General features: G+C 58.2%; 19 protein-coding genes. All 19 read right to left on the bottom strand.

Annotated features, from left to right (window positions below; genetic code table 11):
* Nucleotides 1-46 precede the first annotated feature (46 nt).
* Nucleotides 47-814: an RDD family protein gene (locus R2940_16960; GenBank protein MEZ4601481.1), complete on the bottom strand. Its 768-nt coding sequence runs from the start codon at nucleotides 812-814 to the stop codon at nucleotides 47-49.
* Nucleotides 811-1,830, bottom strand: a complete 1,020-nt coding sequence (locus R2940_16965) for a stage II sporulation protein M (GenBank protein ID MEZ4601482.1) — start codon at nucleotides 1,828-1,830, stop codon at nucleotides 811-813. Before R2940_16965 ends, R2940_16960 begins: the two co-directional genes overlap by 4 nt.
* Nucleotides 1,827-3,152, bottom strand: coding sequence for a DUF58 domain-containing protein (locus R2940_16970; GenBank protein ID MEZ4601483.1), 1,326 nt, complete (start codon nucleotides 3,150-3,152; stop codon nucleotides 1,827-1,829). The genes R2940_16965 and R2940_16970 overlap by 4 nt, the downstream gene beginning before the upstream one ends.
* Entirely contained in the window at nucleotides 3,149-4,108 is a 960-nt protein-coding gene (locus tag R2940_16975) for a MoxR family ATPase (GenBank protein ID MEZ4601484.1), read from the bottom strand. Before R2940_16975 ends, R2940_16970 begins: the two co-directional genes overlap by 4 nt.
* On the bottom strand, nucleotides 4,099-5,307 hold the full coding sequence (locus tag R2940_16980) for a DUF4350 domain-containing protein (protein ID MEZ4601485.1): 1,209 nt from the start codon (nucleotides 5,305-5,307) through the stop codon (nucleotides 4,099-4,101). Before R2940_16980 ends, R2940_16975 begins: the two co-directional genes overlap by 10 nt.
* Entirely contained in the window at nucleotides 5,291-6,958 is a 1,668-nt protein-coding gene (locus tag R2940_16985) for a hypothetical protein (protein MEZ4601486.1), read from the bottom strand. Before R2940_16985 ends, R2940_16980 begins: the two co-directional genes overlap by 17 nt.
* Before the next feature lie 16 nt (nucleotides 6,959-6,974).
* Nucleotides 6,975-7,115, bottom strand: a complete 141-nt coding sequence (locus R2940_16990; protein ID MEZ4601487.1) for a hypothetical protein — start codon at nucleotides 7,113-7,115, stop codon at nucleotides 6,975-6,977.
* 176 nt (nucleotides 7,116-7,291) lie between these two features.
* Nucleotides 7,292-8,353 (bottom strand): hypothetical protein, encoded by a 1,062-nt coding sequence (locus tag R2940_16995; GenBank protein ID MEZ4601488.1) that lies wholly within the window; start codon nucleotides 8,351-8,353, stop codon nucleotides 7,292-7,294.
* Entirely contained in the window at nucleotides 8,317-8,904 is a 588-nt protein-coding gene (locus R2940_17000; protein MEZ4601489.1) for a B-box zinc finger protein, read from the bottom strand. Before R2940_17000 ends, R2940_16995 begins: the two co-directional genes overlap by 37 nt.
* Entirely contained in the window at nucleotides 8,901-9,701 is an 801-nt protein-coding gene (locus R2940_17005; protein MEZ4601490.1) for an RDD family protein, read from the bottom strand. The genes R2940_17000 and R2940_17005 overlap by 4 nt, the downstream gene beginning before the upstream one ends.
* Before the next feature lie 464 nt (nucleotides 9,702-10,165).
* Entirely contained in the window at nucleotides 10,166-10,546 is a 381-nt protein-coding gene (locus R2940_17010) for a hypothetical protein (protein ID MEZ4601491.1), read from the bottom strand.
* Entirely contained in the window at nucleotides 10,543-10,743 is a 201-nt protein-coding gene (locus tag R2940_17015) for a hypothetical protein (protein ID MEZ4601492.1), read from the bottom strand. The genes R2940_17010 and R2940_17015 overlap by 4 nt, the downstream gene beginning before the upstream one ends.
* 234 nt (nucleotides 10,744-10,977) lie before the next feature.
* A complete protein-coding gene (locus R2940_17020; GenBank protein ID MEZ4601493.1) occupies nucleotides 10,978-12,249 on the bottom strand; it encodes a hypothetical protein in 1,272 nt (423 codons plus the stop codon).
* 77 nt (nucleotides 12,250-12,326) lie between these two features.
* Nucleotides 12,327-12,968 (bottom strand): HAD-IA family hydrolase, encoded by a 642-nt coding sequence (locus R2940_17025; GenBank protein MEZ4601494.1) that lies wholly within the window; start codon nucleotides 12,966-12,968, stop codon nucleotides 12,327-12,329.
* 87 nt (nucleotides 12,969-13,055) lie between these two features.
* A complete protein-coding gene (locus R2940_17030; GenBank protein MEZ4601495.1) occupies nucleotides 13,056-14,417 on the bottom strand; it encodes a sodium-dependent transporter in 1,362 nt (453 codons plus the stop codon).
* An 8-nt stretch (nucleotides 14,418-14,425) separates the two neighbouring features.
* Entirely contained in the window at nucleotides 14,426-15,112 is a 687-nt protein-coding gene (locus R2940_17035) for a YggS family pyridoxal phosphate-dependent enzyme (protein ID MEZ4601496.1), read from the bottom strand.
* An 87-nt stretch (nucleotides 15,113-15,199) separates the two neighbouring features.
* Nucleotides 15,200-15,847, bottom strand: a complete 648-nt coding sequence (locus R2940_17040; protein ID MEZ4601497.1) for a Maf family nucleotide pyrophosphatase — start codon at nucleotides 15,845-15,847, stop codon at nucleotides 15,200-15,202.
* A gap of 84 nt (nucleotides 15,848-15,931) precedes the next feature.
* On the bottom strand, nucleotides 15,932-17,848 hold the full coding sequence (locus R2940_17045; GenBank protein ID MEZ4601498.1) for a sensor domain-containing diguanylate cyclase: 1,917 nt from the start codon (nucleotides 17,846-17,848) through the stop codon (nucleotides 15,932-15,934).
* 163 nt (nucleotides 17,849-18,011) lie between these two features.
* Complete coding sequence (gene trmFO / locus R2940_17050; GenBank protein MEZ4601499.1) at nucleotides 18,012-19,352, bottom strand: methylenetetrahydrofolate--tRNA-(uracil(54)-C(5))-methyltransferase (FADH(2)-oxidizing) TrmFO; 1,341 nt, start codon at nucleotides 19,350-19,352, stop codon at nucleotides 18,012-18,014.
* Nucleotides 19,353-19,419 lie beyond the last annotated feature (67 nt).

Consider the following 19,419-nt stretch of genomic DNA (forward strand, 5'->3'; position numbering starts at 1 on the left):
CCCTTAAGCGCTAACCCAATGAGAACAAGGTGCAAATCCGATCGACTTATGGGTTGGGACGATAAACGACGTCCACCAGGTTGCGCACATACCTTTCGTCACTGAGGCCGTTGGTCGCCTCGGCAGGAAAAGCGACTATGGTTCGGTAGAAACCGGCCACCTGTTCGAAAAGATCGATGCGCGCCTTTGGATCCAGCTGGTCGCGGCGTATCAGCGCCTCGAGTCCGAGGGCGGCGTCCGAGGGGGAGACCTGCTGGCGAAACCGGGCAACCAGATGGGGGTAGGCGCGAAAGGAATTGTACTTGTCGGGGAACAGCCGGTCTATATCGGGTACGCTGACCTTTGGATTGCGAACGACGATGGTGTGGGCTGCAAGATCCCCGAGGCGTTGAAATTTGGGATTTAGCAGGCAGGCGATACCGCCGAGGAGATAACAATAGGGCAGGCTGTCCACCGTGCGCAACAGATTGCGAACCACCACCTGTCCAAACTGAAGCTTGAGTCCGCTGCGGTCCATGACCCGCAGGCGAAGTATTTTTTTCCCGAAAGTCTGGCCATGGTTGAACCACTCCAGGAGGATGGCGTACCCGATCGAAACGACGAAGCTGATGAGGATGTAGAAGGCCATGCCGGCTTCCGAACTGAATGCCGAAAGGACCCTGAGCAAGCCGCCGGCGATACTGAGCAGTCCCCATATGCAAAGGCCGTCGATAAGCCAGGCAAGAAAGCGCACCATCGGTCCGGCCAGGACCAGGGAAAAGGCCACCCCCTCCGGCGTGCGAATAACCTGGATCGTGTCCCTGCTTCCGGTCATTGAGAGTTCCCTCCCAGCTGTATTCTGTCCGCCGATTTGCCTCCCCGGGCTAAAAGGAGACACAGGGCGGTCAGCTCGACCAGGCCGAAACCGATTTTGAGCGGATAGGGCAGAACAGGCTCATGGTATTGGGAGAAAAAGCTTTCGACCAGGCCGGCAAAAACGAGCAATACCGCCACTCCCCCGATCAGGGTCATCAGATCATGCGTTTGTCCACGCAGCCTCTCACCGAGGGGCAGGCCGCTCTGGCGGTCGAATAGAGTCCTGGCCAATACCAGTCCGGCCTGGCCGGCAATGAGAATGGCGGGAATCTCCACGACACCGTGGGGCAGAAGCCAGCCAAGCAGAAACTCCGTTTCCCCGGCACGGATATAGTCGAAAAAAACGGCTCCGAGTATCACCCCGTTGTAGAACAAGAGGACCATTGTGCCGATGCCCCAAGTGATGCCCAGCGACATGGCGAAGATGGCGACCCTTGTATTGTGGGTCATCAACTGGCTGGCAAAGGCCGATTTCCCCTCGCCGATCTGTATCGGCAGTCTGGTCTCCTCGGCGGCAACCCGCTCCGAAGGGTTGCCCAGCAGATGATCGAAGGGGAGCAGCACCTCTTTGCTGGCCGGATCGATTGCCAGGGCAAAAACGCCGAATGCGCAGCCGATCAGGGTGATCAGCAGCGCAGCCTGGAAACCATGGCGATGACGACGGAAGGTGCTCGGGAAACTGCGGAAAAACCATTTTAAGGGATAAAGCCGGTGCCGACGGTGTCTGACCTCATGGATTTCGCCGAAAGCGCGCGCCACCAGGGAGTCCAGATAGCGCCTGATCTCATCGTCCCGGGCGAGGCCCTGCAGACGCGCCAGCCCTGAAGAGGTGCGCTGATAGAGGTAGTGGAAACGCTTGACCTCCTCAAGGCTTCTTTTCTGCCCCGGGTCCTTGTCGATAAGGTCAAGCATGGTTTCAAACTCCCGCCAGAAGGGGCGCTCTTCGCCGACGAAGCGTTCAAGATCGATAATCAAAGCAGCTGCCTCCGCTTGACATTGATGTATTGCGAGACCAGATCGGTACTGAGCCGTTCTTCATCCAGGAGATGGAAGTCGACCCCCTGCATTTTGAGGTTGCGGCCGAGTTCTCTCAGGCTCTGCCAGACCAGGTGACCGGCCAGATGCCGGCAGACACCCTCGCTGGAGTCGACGTCGTCAGTGCTGAACAGGGGAGTGGCGGCGGACGGCTTGATCATGTTGACCAGGAGCAGATGACGCCTGCTGACCAGGGCCATCTCTTTTTCGAAGCGCTCGGCCAGGGCCGGTTCGTCGAGACAGGTGAGGAAGAGGAGCAAAGCTCTCCGGCGCAGGCGCAGGCTGAGAAATCCGGCCAGTTCACCATAGTCCGGATTGTGGCTCCGGGCCTGCAGGTTTATCAATGCGTCCTGACAGGTTCGAAAATGTTCCAGGCCGGATCGGGCCGTGACGAACTGATGCACCCGGTCGCTGAAGGCAGCCAGCCCGAAAAGATCGCCCTGCTGCCGGGCCACCAGGTTCAGCATCAGGGCGGCAGTGATATAGCGCTCGAGCATTGACTGGCCGTTGCCGCTGTCGCGTGCATTCAGCCGGGAGGAGTCGATGACGACATAGATCTCCTGGGTGCGCTCGATCTGGTACTGCTTAGTCACCAGGTGACCACGCTTGGCTGTCCCCCGCCAATGAATGTCGTTGAGGCTGTCACCCGGCAGGTATTCCCGCAGCTTCTCGAATTCGCGCCCCTTGCCGACCTGGCGGTGCAGGTGCAAACCGAGGGAACCGCGATTCAGGAAAAGGGCAGCCAGCCGTTTCTTCTCCGGGAACAGGTTCGGATAAACCTTGATCTCCGACTTCAGGTGCCGGACCTCCTGCCAATGCCAGAAGCCGAGGGAAGAACGGATCTGGAGATGGCATTTTTCGACGGAAAAACGTCCCCTTCGCTGCGGCAGCACCGGCCACGGGATAGCTCGACTGGCACCTTCTTCCGGCAGAATGGTCCAAAAGTCGTCCCACGATGAGTGGATCTGTTCCGGCAGCTCGAGACCGACGCGCACCTCCTTCTTTCCGGTGCTGCCGCCCGTCAAAACCAACAGGCATTCACCCTCCCGGCCGTGGGTGAGAGTGATCTCTTCGGGCATCTCCGCGCCGACCCCTCTCAGGGATTTGCCGGCCAGCCTGGCATCGACCAGCGCGAGCGCCAGAAGCCCCCCCCAAATCATCACGGCAAAGGGGGCGGCAACAGGCAGCAGGGCCCAGGCCAGACTGCAGGGTACGGCAGAAAGCGAGAAAACCGCCAGGAGCCTGTTGGCTGGAACCATCATCGCGGGACAGTGACCCCCTCCAGCAACGAAGAGACAACTTCGTCCGGAGTCAGCCCCTCGATCTCGTACTCGGGACGCAGCACCAACCGATGTTCCAAAACGGGGACCGCCAGCCTCTTGATATCCTCCGGGGTGCTGAAATCGCGTCCGGCGATAACCGCCATGGCCCGTGCCCCGAGGATCAGGGATTGGGTGGCGCGGGGACCTCCGCCTACCAGGATGCGGGGATCATTCCGGGTGGCGCGAACGATGTTGACGATGTAATCAACCAGTTCGTCTTTGATGTGTACCTGCCGCAGGGCTGCGCGCATGGCCGGAAGGGTCTCGGCATCGATCAGCCGCTGCACATCTCCGCTGCTCAGAACCTGCTCGGGAGTCTTTTCCCCGAGCATGGAGCGCGCCAGGCGTTGTTCTTCCTCAAGGCTGGGTCCCTGCATGGCGATCTTCACCATGAACCTGTCCTTCTGCGCTTCGGGCAGGGGGTAGGTCCCTTCGAACTCGATCGGGTTCTGGGTTGCGAAAACCGTGAAGTTGGGCGACAGGCGATAGGTTTTGCGGTCGATGCTGACGGTGCGCTCCTGCATCGACTGCAGCAGGGCCGACTGGGTCTTCGCCGGGGCGCGATTGATTTCGTCGGCCAGGAGGAATCCGGTAAAAACAGGACCCTGGACCAGGCTGAACTCCTGGGTTTTCAGGTTGAATACATGGGTTCCGGTAATATCGGCCGGCATCAGGTCGGGGGTGAACTGAATGCGGCCGAATCCGTCGCCGAGAATCCTCGCCAAAGTGCGAACCAGCAGGGTCTTGCCGATGCCGGGCACCCCCTCGAACAGAGCATGCTGTCCCGCAAGGATGGTTGCCAAAGCCAGCTCGACGACCTCCTCCTGCCCGATGATGACCTTGGCCGTTTCTTCCCTGATGCGCCCCAGAATCTCCTGAAGCTTCTCTATTTCCATAACCATTTCCTCTCTGCCAGAATTGCGGCGATTTTTCTGTAGCCTTCGGCCACGGCCTGTCCCCGAGCCGGCGGAGTGTTTCCGCTTTCCACCACAGACCGGATGCGATCCTTCTCCGTTTCACTCAGATGCTGCCTCCCCAGGGAGTGCTGCCATTCATCGACGCAGGTCGCCAGCATGTTCCTGTCGGTGAGGTTGCGGCGCAAAAGGTTGGTCAGCCCCGCATGATAGTCCATTGCCGAAGCCTCATCGTCATCCGTCTTTACCGCCGCCAGCCGGGGAGCAAAGGGAACGGAACGCTTCCAGACGTAGAGAGCGGCCAGCACCAGCAATACGCCGAGAAAAGGAGCCAGGCGATACTGCCGCAACAGAAGCATCACTCCCGGTTGTCTGCGGACACCATGGTGGGTTTCGTCGAAGACGAAGGGCCCGTTCCCGGCGATCCAGGCGAGAAGGGCGGCATGGCGGTCACGAAGCATCGCCTCGTTGCTGAACAGGTAGGAGTCGGCAACCAGCACCAGTCTGCCTCCTCCGGTCTCGTGGCGCTCCATGAGAACCGCCTCCCCCTCGACCCGGTAGAGAACCTGCCAATCCCGATCGATCCCGGTGAAACGAACCTCACTGTGAACAGGGATATGTTCGGGAAGGTCGGACCGGTATTCATCCGCCGCGAGGGAAGCTCGAACCTTTCCCATTCCACCCTTCTCTGCGAGAGGGGCGAATCCCAGACGGACCCCCAGTCGGGCCGGACCTTTCTCCTCCACCGGTTTACGGTCGGGAACATTTCCATCCCCGTCCGGTTGGCTTGACTCGGCCGGATTCTCTTTGTCCACTCCGGGCCGGCGGCGAACCGGGTGGAGCGAGAGGACGATCCGGTGCCCCTTGGCGAGAAGACCGTGAATCGTATCGGGAAGGATTTCAAGTTCTTCGGGGCTGAGTCCGAGAAAAAAGATGGTCGAGGGTTCCGTGCCTTCCAGGTCTTTCAGTTTCCGGTAATGGCGTTGTACCGTCACCCCTTCCAAGCGTTCCAGGGAGCGATAGAAGACCTTGCTTCCCAGCGGGTCGCTGCGCAGGGTCGAATAGGGGGGAAAGACATCGCCCGCATCGAACCGCAGTGCCATCAGCCTGTAGAGCCCGAGGCAGAAGCAGACCAGGAGCAGGCAAAAGCCGAGCAGAACGATTCTACGCCGCGCCGACATGGCTCATGATCCTTCGATGGTTGCCCTGAAACTGCTCCAGCATCTCTTCGCTGACCTCCCGCATCCCGTACCAGATCTGCTGAAAAACAATGATGTTCTGGAAAAACGCCTGGACCACGTCCGTTTCGGTGAGGATGTTTCGTTGCAGCTCTTTACAGTAATCGTGGTCCGATTTTGCCTTGCCGATTTGGAGCAGATCGGCGCCTGCAAGTCCGGCGAGATCGGCCAAATACAAGGCGCGGACGGCCAGGCGCCGCTGCCCCTGTTCGAGCAGCTTCTCGGCAAGGGCCAGCCATTCGTTGACCGGCAGGACGCTGGCATCCACCTCCTCCGCCTCCATATCTGGCAGCAAAACATCTGTCGGGACGATTTCCGGCCCAAGACGTTTTCTGCGCCGCAAGTGCCTCCAGGCAACCATGGCGGCAATGCAGATGGCGAATCCCAATCCGATGTACAGGGCAAGAAAGCGCAGATCGGCAGGCTCGCTGCGACCTTCCGGCTTGGCGAGACCGATTTTTGGAAAAAGCTTTGCCAGGACGTCCCCCAGCCACTCCAAAAACGTCTCTATGCCATCGCCCAGAAATTCTCCCCAGTAGCGGATGGTCTCCGCCACGGTGTGCATGAATCCGGACGGCTCCTCATCGGTTTCCTGAATCTGCTCCCTGGGCATGCGCCAACTGTATTCGACCCGCGACATTTCGGCATCGATCGCCCGGTCCAGTTCGGAGGCGACAATCATCCCCTGCGCTCGACCGTTGGCCGGAGTTTGCTCGCTGCCTGCCCCTGAAATGCCGGGGGTGCCGCAAAGCGTCAGGAAGACAAGAAAACCGGAGAAAAGGGTATAAATACCCCTGGTTTTACGCGAAAGGTGCAATTCCGCCAGCAGGTCTTCGCCGCTGCGAAGGGAAAGTCCCCGGTAGCACCGCAGCACATAGGCTGTTTTTACCAGCGGGTCGACACAGAGAAAAGTCAGCACGGAGACGATCAGCCAGAGCGTGGAGTTGGCCATGGCGAGAGCCCCCATGCCATAAATCGACTCGATACCGAACAGCACTTTGAGCAGATGAGGAAGCAGCATGAGGAGGATGAAAAAGTTGATGAAGACCACCAGGGAAAAAGCGCTCAGCATCAACAGCATCTGGTGGTTTTGCCCTGGCCAGAGCCGGGCCTGCTGCCAGGCCTGGCGCACCTGCGCCGCGGGAGCACTGTCATCACCCCGGTCGAGAACGGTCAGGTTCTGGAAAAATGCCAGGCACCAGGCTGCGGGAAGGGTCAACGCAAAAGCAACCGGCAACAGCAACAATGCCCAGGCGCTGGACATACCTTGAAAAACAGCGAGTCGCAGCAACCTGATTGGAGTCAGAGGGAGGGGCGGAGTTTGCATGATACCGCTTTTGACCCGCTCGGCAAAAACGGCCTGCCAGCTTTTCATCCAGACCCAGGCGAGAGTCAGAACAAGAGAGCCTTTTCCCAAATGGTCGTGGGCCAGAGCGCCGCCACTCATATCGGCCCAGAAATAAATCAGCGACAGTGCAAAGGGGGTGGTGCCGAGAAGGTAAAGCAAAAGGTTTTCGGCCGGCTGGCTGCGCAAGACGGCAAAGGCCTCTTCGAGAAGGTCGAGAGCCGGCCGCCCCCGATGGTGTTCGCGCATCGATACCGCCATGGGGCTATCGAAAACTGCTCCAGAGGGTACCCTCGTGGAAACTGCTTGGAATGGCAAGAAGTAGTTTGCCGAGATAAAAGAAGCTCATCCAGAGAAGCAGAAAACCGGCAGCACTGGCCAGCAGGCTCCCGATAACTCCAATCATTCCCCTGCCTTTCTTGCTTCCCCCATTGGCGGCATTCAGGCAGCGGCTGCAGAGGAAAAGCCCCTGATGCTCAATGATGCATTCTCGACAAAAGTAGTGTTTGCATGCCGGACAGAGAGCCACAGCTTCACGTTGGCTGTGCCGAAGACATCTTTTTGACACCAGGTCTGTCACTGTCACCTTCCTCCGTCGGGCTGCCAGCTTGCCAGAGACACGGTTCCGATCAGTGAAGCAAGAAACAGGCAGAGTGCCAGAACAATGAATATTACGGTGAGGAACGGCACGTCGATCGGGCGAACAGCGGCCATGCTGCTGTAAAGAGACCACTGGTTGAACATCGGTTCGACTTCACCGTTTTTCAACATCGTTATTATCATGCCAAAATATACTAAAATGCCGCCGGCAAAAATGACACCCATAACGATCCAGCTGGATGTTTTTGCCGCTCCCGGCATCTGCTTGCGGGCTTGCCTGGACAAGGCGATGATGTTCAATACGACCAGCAAAGAGCCGAGCAGCAGACCGCTCCAGGCTAGGACCGGTCCGCCCCGGAAAAGGTAGAGGACGCAGAAGGCTCCCGTCAACAGGGCGGTGGCGAAAAGGGACCAGTGGGCCCAGAGGGAGACGGGCGGATCGACTTTCATCTCCTGCCGTGTCCCGGAACCCGGGGTCATCCCAAGGCTCGACAATGATCGGCTCGGCGGAGAGGTGGAGTGCAGGATTTGCTCGGACGTCAGTCGGCCCTGAGTTTGCTCGATCTTTTCCCGAATTCGGTCCCGCACCTTGCGCGCCAGACGCAAGCGGTGCAACGAGGGGAGTTCGTTGGTGGATATCGGCATTCGCACCCGGCATATGCAGGTGGGGCCAAGAGCCGTGTTGCCCAGGAGGATGACCAGGAAACACGATCCGAGAATGGCCCAGAAGACAACCCAGACCGATTCGGAAGCGAACCAGGCTTGCAGAGAAAGTGCGGCGGCAAGGGCCAACACGACACCGAAGATGCCGTTGAAAATCCTGCCCCTCTTCGTTTTTTGGATGACAATCCCTTGAATGTCCTTGAAATAGTAGCGCTGGTAGCGCTCCTGGTAGATATTCGAATCGACCGCCAAAAGGTGATCGCCACCCATCCAGAGCCTGGCTCGACGGTACAGCCCCGTCTTTTTCCCGGGAAGTCGTTGATATGTGCGGTTGCCGGAATTTTTCATGATGTCATAAAAGAGACTGCCAGCAGCGTCCATCCCCCGACCTGCAACAAGGCAAAGAGTATTGCCGAAAGGTAGCGAATCTTTGTTCTGGGCAGAATGCTGGTGGGGGATTTCCAATGCCGAATTGCGTAAAAAAGTGCTGCCGGCGCGGTCAGGAGGGTTACGGGCCATATCAGTGCCGGAAGGAGCGCAAGCGACAGGGCGATACTGTCATGCATGGTCCGTCGGATGACCAAGTCCTGCTTGCTGCCTTGTATTCTTCCTGTTTCGATGCAATCGGGGCAGGTATGACGGGAGCCGATGACGACCTCACAGAGAGCGCACAGAAAACGGCCGCAATCCTCGCAGACGCTCACGGCTTTTTTCTGTGGATGATTGAAGCAGTTGGCCTCGCCTTCCGCCAGCACATTCTGGGCGGAAACCGGCTTGTCGTCGCGGTAAAAAGCGGGAAAGACCGAAATTTCCAGTACCGCTCGGCAATGGGGACAAGGGACCGGTCGGGCCCTGTTATAAAGGGTGCCGGGAAGTGTCCTGCCGCATCCGGGACAGGCCATACCCCTTTGATCGGAGCCTGAAAACTTCATCTCTTGTATACGACCCGGGTGCTGCAGATACGATCATGGAGAGTACGTTTCTCTTCGTCGAACCCTGCCATCAGATAGCCGATGGCCAGGATAAGGCTGCTGATCCATTCGGCAAAACTCCGGCCAAGGGCGCGAAGATAACTGATCTTTTGCCGCTCCGGATTTGTGACGATCAGGCCAAGAGCCATTTTGCCCGGGGTTGCCTGAAATCGTCCCAGGAAGAAGCATGTAAATACGGCTGGAATACCTATCTGGAAGAGGTACAGAATCCCCACGCCTGCCATCATGGTGGAAATTTGCTCCGGGTTGTTCGGGTCGACCTGAAACATTGAAGAGACCAAGAGAGTGACAGGCATGAGAAGGATCCAGAGGACAATGCCGTCGATGATTTTGGCTGCGAACCTTACCCAGAAACCCGCATAGCGCATCTCTGCAGGGTGGGATTCGCCCTGCTGAATCATTTGGACATAGGCCGGTTTGCACGAGCCGCAGACAAGCTTCTCTCCGAATCGGACCAAATCTTGTCGTCCATAATTTTGACCGCAAAGGCTACAGGTTAAACGAGGTTTATAGGCGTCTGCCGATGAAGGTTCCTCGGCCCCAGCCCGAGGCATCGGTTGTGTTGCTTTTGTGGATGGCTGAACAGCGCCGATCTTCTGAAGAGGCTCCGTGCCCCTGTCGCGGGTGATGAAAAAACGCTCCTGACAGCTGTTGCAAGTCAGTTTGGTTCCCTGTTCCGGGATCTTTTCCGTCTCAATACTTCCCTTCTTTCCGCAAGTGGGACATTCAATAACCATATGAGCCTCCTCGTCAAAGCAAAAGGGGATAATAAAGAAAAAAAGCCAAGAGAACGCGCCGGATTTAATTACATCAATTCATGAAGCGTGCCAAAATAAGGCGGCGATGGGTTCCGGCTCCACCTTCTGCACAGACAGCATTGTCCCACTTTCGGAAAAAGTTAAAGCCGCCATCGGTTCGAGACCGGCGCGGCGGCTTGAATGGTTACCTCTTCCCTCCATCGGGCTTCTCCATAAAACAAAATGCATTGAAATTTATCTATTGAAAAACTTTAAGCTCTTTTTGTCAAGAAATTACCCTTCCGCTTCGTTATCGTTTCACCCGCCAGAGGTGGTCCACCTCGTTCTCAAAATTGCTCCAGAAGGGTCATTCTCTCCCGCTTATTTTGCCAATCTGGCTGGTTTCGGGTGGGATCCAAATCGAAATCGAAATCGGGATCGAAATCGGATCCTGGCCTTTCCCCTTAAGCGCTCAAGTAAAGGTCCGCCGCGATAGCCAGGGCGGAGAGGATGAAGATGATCAGGTAGTTGAGCCCCTCCTTGGAATGGTCTACCGAAGAGAGTATGTAACTGACCGCCTTGCGGTCCTCCTCGCCGAGTTGGTCCTGGTTGACTTTGGCGATCAGGTCCATGCCGCGTATGGCCCTCTTGCGTTTGCGGGTAATGCGGTAGCGATGCCAGAAGAAGCCGCAGTAGCCGAGGACGCCGGCGTACCAGATGGGGCGAACCAGAGCCGGATAGAGATGGTCGGCCACCAGCAGGACCCGGAAGCAGATCGACGAAAACAGCCCGAGCGCGAAGATGGCGTTGATGACGATGGGGGGAAATTCCCTGGGTGCGTTCATTTCTCGTCGTCCGAATGGCTTTTTTTCTCGTTGTATTCCCGATTGATTTTTTCGTAAAGGGCGATCTGTTCTGCGATCGACATTTTTTTTCTGCAGGATCCGGTGGTGCGCAGACACATGGCGCAGCGGGTATCGGGACACCACTGACATTGCCGGCAGTCGGGGCAGGGGTGCTTTTTGGGGGGCGTCTCTTCCATTGTTTCCATTCGTGGTATAGAGATCTACAATAAATTTACTGTGGATGGGGGAAACGGGTCAATCCTTCTGAAGGAAAAGCTGAAACCCGATCCCGATTTCGATAGCGATTTCGATTTTGAAAAACCAATAATCATAGGGTGCCTTAAAGGGAGCCCCGCTTGATTGTGACAGGCCGGGTCTGTTTTGGGGGGTGCCAATCCAAATCGGGATCGGGATCGAAATCGGCTTTTGATTTAGACCCAATGCAGTCCCCGCCGAAGATACCACGCTTCGCACACCTCGCAGGTCAGCAGCAGAAAGACCGCCAGGGCGATTCCCGGTGGGGAAATACCAGTGAGCCGGATGACCATCCAGCAGCCCATCAGATAGCCGACCTTGAACACCGTCGCCCAGCCGAGCTGACCGGTGCGGTGCGCGGCGGCATAATGGCCTCGCAACAGGTTGACGGCGCCATAAAAGACCGGGTAGAGCAGGCAGGCTGCCAGCGGCAGGGCGATATAGCGGCGCAGTTCGTCGGAGAGGCCCATGATGCCTTGCATGATTGGAAGATTAAGGGGATAGGCCGCAAGCAGCATGATCAGGGCCATGCCGATGGCCACCCTGCGAAAAAAGATCACGAGTTGCAGGTCGTCGTGCCTGCTTTTTACCAGGGTCAGATAGGCCTGCTGCAGGTTCCGCATCGGACCGGCCAGCAGGAAGATGAAGCCGCGGATGATGCCGTAGGCGGCCAGGGCCAGGGCGGCGTCGGGCAGGCGGCTGATGATGGCCCCGATCAGCAATGGCACGGCCTGCTGCATGGCCGAGGAAAAAGAAAGGGGCAGGCTGTAGTGGAAGATATCGCGCCATTTTTTCGGGGAGACGTCTTCCTCGGGGAGCCAGGTTTTCCAGGCGAACCAGACCATGAAACAGGTTTCTACGGCGATGCAGCCCAGCAGGCCGAAAGCCCCCAGGGTGGCTCCCGAGAACCAGGACCGTCCCAGGAACAGGAAGCCGAGCAGAGCGCCGATGCGCACCAGGGTGGCCAGAGAGACCAGGCCGGTATGGCGGGCGCGGATGACCAGCCCCTGGCACAGGCCGCGAATCCCGGTCAGAAACGGCAGAAATGCCAGCACGGCGATGACCTTGCGCGCCTCGGCGGCAATTTCCGGGCTGGTTCCCAGAAGTTCCTGCAATACCCATGGACCGAGAGGGGAATAACCGATCAGGGTCAGCAGGAGAGAAACATATATGGCCACCGCCAGGACATAACCGCCCACCCCTAGCAGCGACCGGCGGTTTCTCACCAGGGCGATGGTTATTGTGTGGTTCTGATAGGAGGGGGAGGCGAGGAACAGGTGCAGGACCATGGCGATGCTGAATCCGGCCAGGGCCAGCACCGGTTTCTCGCCTCGTGCCAGGGCCGCGTTGATCACCGAATGGGACAGGCTCATCAACTGCACGTTGAGCAGCAGGGGGAAAAAGAAATGGGAAATTTCTCTTTGGCTAAGGAGTCTGTCCGTTGACATGGGGCGGGACTTTAATGATCCAAAACGAAATCGCTATCGAAATCGAAATCGGCTTTTGACTTTGGGTCTATCCGGCCTCACCATCGATTCTCGGCCGGAAACAGGCGCAGCAGGTCCTCCGGGGTTTCGGCCCGAAAATCGGACTCGACACCGCCATCGTTGCCGAAGCCGAAGGCGCAGAAACAGGTTTTGACCCCGGCCGCCCGTCCCGCCAGAAGGTCGGTATGGTGGTCGCCGATCATCACCGTCCGTTTCGGATCGGCCTGCAGCTCCCTCAGGGCCTGCAGGACGGGAGCGGGATCCGGTTTTTTCGGCAGCCCGCTGTCGCCGCAGACGAGGGTTTGAAAAAATGCGATCAGGCCGAGTTCGTTGAGCAGGGCGAGGGTCAGGTCGAAGGGTTTGTTGGTGATCACCGCCATCTTGTCCAATTGGTGCTGGATCAAAAACTCGTCTATCCCGGGATAAACCCGGGTTTGGTCTGTCAGCCGGTTTCGATAGAGGTTCAGGAACCGCTGCAGGTGCTGGGGGGAGAAGGCTCCTTCGGGCAGGCTCCTCTTGACCAGCATGGTCGCTCCGTCCCCGATATGCCCACTGATTGTGTCCAGATCGAGGGGGCCCAGGGAAAGTTCATCACGAAGCTGGTTTATTGAAGTGGCCAGATCGGCCACGGAATCGACGAGAGTTCCATCCAGGTCGAACAGGAACGTATCGAAGGTCATAGGCATGTCTCCCTAGGTCGAAATCGAAATCGGGATCGAAATCGGGATCGGCTCTGATTTCGATTTTGATTTCAACCCCTTCATTTGCTACGGATGCACAACTTTGTAATAAAGAATAACCGCCACCGCGACCGGCGCCACATAGCGAATCAAAAAGTGCCAGACGGGAAACACCCAGCCCGCTCCGCCGGCAATTAACTCTTCCTTCTCCTCATCCCCTTTCCAGAACCAGCCGACGTAGACCGCGATCAGCAGGCCGCTAATCGGCAAAAGGTAGTTGGAGGCGATCAGGTCGATCGAGTCGAAGAAGGAGCGTTCGCCGATCGGCTGCCAATTGCCGAGGACGTTGTAGGAAAGGGCGGTGGGAATGCCGACGACGAAGGCCAGGGCGGCCAGATAGGACGTGGCTTTGCCGCGGGCCCAGCCGCGCTCGTCGATGAGGTAGGCGACCTGGGCTTCGAGCAGGGAGATGGCGCTGGTCAGGGCGGCGAAGGCGAGCAGCAGGAAAAACAGGATGGCCAGCAGAAAGCCGCCCGGCAGCCGGGAAAAAACCACCGGGATGGTCTTGAAGATCAGTCCCGGGCCCGCAGCCGGTTCCAGGCCGACGGCGAAGACCACGGGGAAGATCGCGAGACCGGCCATCAGGGCGATGAGGGTGTCGAGAACAACCACCCGGACGCCCGCGGCCAGCAGGTCTTCCTGGCGGCTCAGGTAGGAGCCGTAGGTGATCATCGCCGCCATGCCGAGGGAGAGGGTGAAAAAGGCGTGGCCCAGGGCCTCCAGGACGGCTCCTGGAGTCAGTTTCCCGAAGTCGGGGCGGAACATGAAGGTCAGTCCGGCCCACGCGCCCTTGCTGAGCATGCCGTTGACGAACAGCAGCAGAAGCAGCAGGAACAGCAGCGGCATGAGGATCTTGCTCCACCGCTCGATCCCTTTCTGTACGCCACCGATGACAATTCCGAGGCAGAGCAGGATGAAGACCAGATGCCAGAGAATCTGTCGCGGGCCGTCGCCGATCAAACCATCGAAAAGCCCTTCGATGGTTTCCGGCGGAAGACCGCTGAAGCTCCCCCTGATGGCCCGAAAAATGTAGTCGAGGGTCCAACCGGCCACCACCGAATAGTAGGAGAGGATGATGAAGGCGGCCGAAACGCTGACCCATCCGGCGCAAAGCCAGGGGGAGCGGCGTCCTTCCAGATGAATGAAGGCCCCCACCGCATCCCGCCGGGTATGGCGTCCGATCATCAGTTCGGCCATCATGATCGGCAGGCCGACCAGGGCGATACAGATCAGATAGACGAGGACGAAGGCTCCGCCTCCGTTGACCCCGGTAATATAGGGGAATTTCCAGATGTTGCCGAGACCGACGGCGCTGCCGGCGGCGGCCATAATGAAACCGAGGCGGGTCGCCCAGAGGGCTCTCGGTTGGTGGTTGTCGATCGCCTTCATTGCCAGCCTCAGCCGCGTTCGCCGAAAATGGCCGAACCGACCCTGACCAGGGTCGCCCCTTCCTCGACGGCCACTTCGAAATCGTGGCTCATGCCCATCGACAGCTCCTTCATCTCCACGCCGGGTATATTCAGAGCCGCCATTTTCTCCGCCAGTTCCCGCAGCCGTCGGAAGTAGGGCCGAACCTCTTCCGGATCGTCCAGCCAGGGGGGCAGGGCCATCAAACCGCGGACGCGCAGGTGTGGCAGGGCGGCCGCCTGCCGCAATAGCTCTTCCAGCCCCGTTTCGTCAGTGCCGGACTTCGTCTCCTCTTCGCCGAGATTGAGCTGGATGAGGATGTCGACCACCTGGTCGATCTTTGCCCATTGTTTGTCGATCTCTTCGGCCAGGGACAGACGGTCGACAGAGTGAATCAGGTCGACCTTGCCCGCCAGGTACTTGACTTTGTTGGTTTGCAGTCCGCCGATGAAATGCCATTCCACCGGTCTGTGCACGTCCTCAACCTTGGTGGCGAATTCCTGCGCGTAACTTTCGCCGAACAGTTTCTGACCCGCTGCGGCCGCCTCCTCCACCATGGATGCCGGTTTGGTTTTGGACACGGCCACCAGGCGAACCGATTCCGGTGAGCGTCCCGCCCGTCGGCAGGCCTCGGCAATCTGCTCTCGAATGCGGCTGAGATTCTCCTGAACAGTCATGGTGGCAATTCCTTGAATCACGTCATGCACTTCATCGATATCGGTCTCGGGGTCGTTGAACTTTTTCGATACCGACCCCGATGGGATCTAGTCTCTTCCAGCCCGAAAATCTTCGAAAAGACGAAAAGCTCCGAGGCCTTCCAGGACCTCGACGACCTCGCACAGGGGCAGGCCGACAACATTGGTGTAGCTGCCCTCGATCGCCGGCACCATGAATGCGCCTATGCCCTGAATGGCATAGGCCCCGGCCTTGCCAAAGGGTTCGCCGGTGGCAATGTACCCTGCGATCTCCGAGGCTGTCAACTCCTTGAACCGGACTCTTGTTGTCACGGCTCCGGATACTATCCGATCCTCCTTCCGATCAAAGACAGCATAACCTGACAGCACTTCATGGGTACGGCCTGAAAGGGAGAGCAGCATCTCTTCAGCCATGGAGGCATCGGCCGGCTTGCCGAGAATGACTTCGTCCCGTAGCACGATGGTGTCACTGCCGATGAACCAGCGCCCCGGGACTGCCGGGCGCAAAGCCACTTCTCGGGCCTTGTCTTCGCTGAGCCGAAGGACATGCCGGCGAGGCGTTTCCCCGGGGAGGATCTCTTCGGAGACCTCACTGGGAATCACGGCAAACCGTAGTCCAAGGGATGCCAGCAGTTCACGCCGCCGGGGGGAAGCGCTGGCAAGGATGATTTGTGGTTGAATTTCGTTTTTGTCAGGAGCTGAGTTGTTCGTGTGCATGATAACAGTTTGATCGATCCGGAAAAAAAGGCAACGGGCAGCAGATTTCTACCGGAGATCTGGAAGGTGGAGTGAACTCGTTATTCAGATGTAGATGATTTTGTCGTTCTTGTTGACCTGGTCGATAAAGAGGATGGCATTGCCGCCGTTGCTCCTGGCCTGCTGTCGGGCCATTTCGGCCGACCGGACCAGGGCAGGGAAGGTCGAACCGTGGCGTGGGAAAACCGCAAGTCCGCAACTGACGGTCATCTTCAGCTTTGTATGTTGTCTGGCAACGATCTGGCGCAGCCGTTCAGCGACAATCGCCGCACCCTCACGAGGTGTGTCCGGCAAAAGAATGGCAAAGACGCCGGATGCCAGACGCCCGACGATATCCATTTTTCGCAACAGTTCTCCCATCTCCCGGACCAGTGCTTTCTCTTGGGCTGCCTGGATTTCGGAGGACTGTCCGGACTCGGTGTCGGGAGCAACGAGCATAAGGACCATATCCTGGCCGAAGCGGGTGCAGCGGCTGGATTCTTCATTGAACCGTCTTTCCAGAATCGGCTGGTTGTAGACACCGGTCAAAGGATCGATGGCGGCCTCTTCCCTCGCCTGGCCCGAAAGACGGCTGTTGGCGAGGCGCTCGATAAGGGGGGCGCAATAGCCGGTCCAGGTCGAAAGAAGGCTCAAATCCGCTTCACTGAAAGAACTGCTGTCCCATTTGTCCGCCAGGTTGAGAACCCCGAGCATTCCCTGGTGAGCCCGAAGGGGCAGACTCAGGAGGGAATTGGTGCGAAAGCGCGGGCGGGGCACGATCTTGATTCGCTGATCCTTGGTCAGGTCGTTAATCAGCAGCGGCTGCCCGGTTTTAAGCACCAGGGCCGAAATGCTTTGTTCTCCCCGCAAAGCCGATTCCTCCACAAGGGAGCGATCCATGCCGATGCTGGCCAGGATTCGCAGCTTGCCGCTGTTGCCTTCGAGCAGCATCAGGGAGCCCTTTTCCGCCTTGGCCAGTTGAGCCGCCGTCTCCAGTATCTGCCTGCACAGATCCCTCAATTCCCGGTTGGTTCCCAGAACTTCCAAACGGTTCAGCAGATATTCGGCAGGGAAAGAGGTTTTGCCATCGTTGGAGCGCGCAGTTTTCAGTTGCTCGAGACGGCCGGCAACCCGGTCGGCAATGATCTTAAGCAGCAGGCGATCGGAGGTCGATGGGAGCACGGCCTGCAAAACCAGGCAACCGAACAGTTCATTATGAAACTGCAGGGGAAGGCAGGTGGTGTTATTTTCCTGCAATCCCGGAGGAAATCTTCGACCGGTCAGGTTGCAGGTCTCCACATCAGCTTCTTCCGGAAAGATCCAGTTGGAGGGTTGGCCTTCGGCTTTGGGCAGAAAGAGCGCTATCTGGTCGGAAGAGAAGTGGGGAGACAGGGCCTCAGCGAGCAGATTGAGGATGGCGGCCGGAGTCTGCGCCCGGGGGAGGCCGGATTCCGTCTCGGCTGCGGCTTTGATCAGACCGGCAGTCAGGGGGGTGAGGGACTCGGATGTCCAGGAGTTCGGCTGCGACGCAGGAGCAGAGTCGATAAGATGCTGACGAAGCAGGCGGCCGGTTTCCAGAATGTCCCGCTGGGAAACCGGTGGGATGTTTTCCCAGAATTCAAGCAAGGATGAAGCGGAAAGGCCCTTTTGTAAAGCCAGATCCTCCAGGTAGGGAAGATTCAGATCATGGCTGCGCACTCCGCCTACGGCCAGGATCTGCAGACTGCCCTTTTCGGTCAGGCATGGCAGCAGATAGTGCCACAAACCACCGGGGCAGGTAGCGACAGCGGGAGAGGGGTCGCCCAGGGCTATGGCCAGTCTGCCGTTTTTTTTCCGAGGGCAGTCCTCAGTGCAAAGAAGGTTGCCAGTGGCTCCGCAAAGGGCGGCCTGAGACCCGCAGCGCATTGCCAGAAGATGCCCCTCGTCGTCGTACAGGGCCAGTTCCAGGCTCTGCAGTTCTGGGACTTTCAGCAGGTTTTCCAAAACCTCTTCGGGGTTGCCCGAAATATTTGGAGGCGGTGCTGTCATGCTGGTTGCCGGAGTTTTGGTCTATCAGAAAGGCGGCCAAAACCGTATCAAATCATTAAAAATATTGAAAACTAAGGATATTATAGACCAATTTTGAAAAAAACCAAGGCGATTTTATTCAAGCGATATTTAGAGTTATGCAGGATTTGCGCCAGACTTCCAGATCCTCGAGGGCCCTTTCGGCCAGGGCGAGACGCCGTTCGGTCCGTTTTCTCCGGTGACCATCCAGGGGCGGGAAGAGCCCATAATTGACATTCATTGGCTGAAAACCTTCTGCTTCCGAATCAGACAGATGAGTCAGCAGGGCGCCCAAAGCTGTTGTTGCCGGAGGCAGCGGAATGTTCTGATTGCGCAGTTGAAGGGCCGCAAAAAGTCCCGCAAGAAAACCGATGGCGGCAGATTCCACGTACCCTTCCACCCCGGTAATCTGTCCGGCGAAGAAGAGTCGGGGGTCGTCCCTGAATTGAAGAGACCGTTCCAGCACGGCAGGCGCATTGATAAACGTGTTGCGGTGCATGCTTCCCAGCCGGGCGAAGCGGGCCTGCTGCAGGCCCGGAATGGTGCGCAGGATGCGGCGCTGCTCCGGATAGGTCAACTTGGTCTGGAAACCGACCATGTTGAACAGAGTGGCATGGAGATTGTCCTGCCGCAGCTGGACAACGGCGAAGGGTTCCTTGCCGGTACGGGGATCGGGCAGTCCGACAGGCTTCATTGGGCCGAATGCCAGGGTCATTTCACCCCGGGCGGCCATTTCCTCGATCGGCATGCACCCTTCAAAATGAATGACTTTTTCAAAATCTCGGCCCGGGACTTTTTCCGCCGCTTTGAGTTCGGCGACGAAGGCGAAATATTCTTCCCGGGACAAGGGGCAATTAACATAGTCGTCACCGCCCCTGCCATAGCGTGAAGCCCGCCAGGCTGTGGAAAAGTCGATGGAATCCGCTTCAACGATGGGGGCGATGGCATCATAGAAATAGAGCTGTTCGCTCCCCGTCAGCCTGGCAACATCCCGGGCGAGGGCCTCGCTGGTCAGAGGTCCGCTGGCTATGATGAGCGGACGCTGCGGCGGAATTTCGACGAGTTCCCTGCGCTGCAGGGTGATCAGGGGATGCCGGCTGATGTGGCGGGTGATAAAGGCCGAAAAGGCTTCCCGGTCCACAGCCAGAGCGCCTCCCGCCGGGACGGCCGTAGCATCGGCGGCCGTCATGAAAAGGGAACCGCAGCGCCGCAGTTCCTCCTTAAGACAGCCGACGGCGTTGTTCAGGCCCGCTCCCCGCAAACTGTTGGAACAGACCAGTTCCGCCAGATCCGGGGATCGGTGGGCGGGCGAAAAGCGTTCCGGCTTCATTTCGTACAAGGTGACCGGAATTCCGCGCCCTGCTGCCTGCCAGGCGGCTTCCGTCCCGGCCAGACCGGCACCGATGACAATCAATTCGGGGGACTGATTTTCCTGGGTCATAAAGCTATATTTCGAGTAATCCACTTGAGCCCCTCAATTCTATCGGGGTCGGGGTCGTCATCGAAAA

This window comes from Syntrophotaleaceae bacterium (assembly GCA_041390365.1).
In the GTDB taxonomy this organism is placed as follows: Bacteria; Desulfobacterota; Desulfuromonadia; order Desulfuromonadales; family Syntrophotaleaceae; genus JAWKQB01.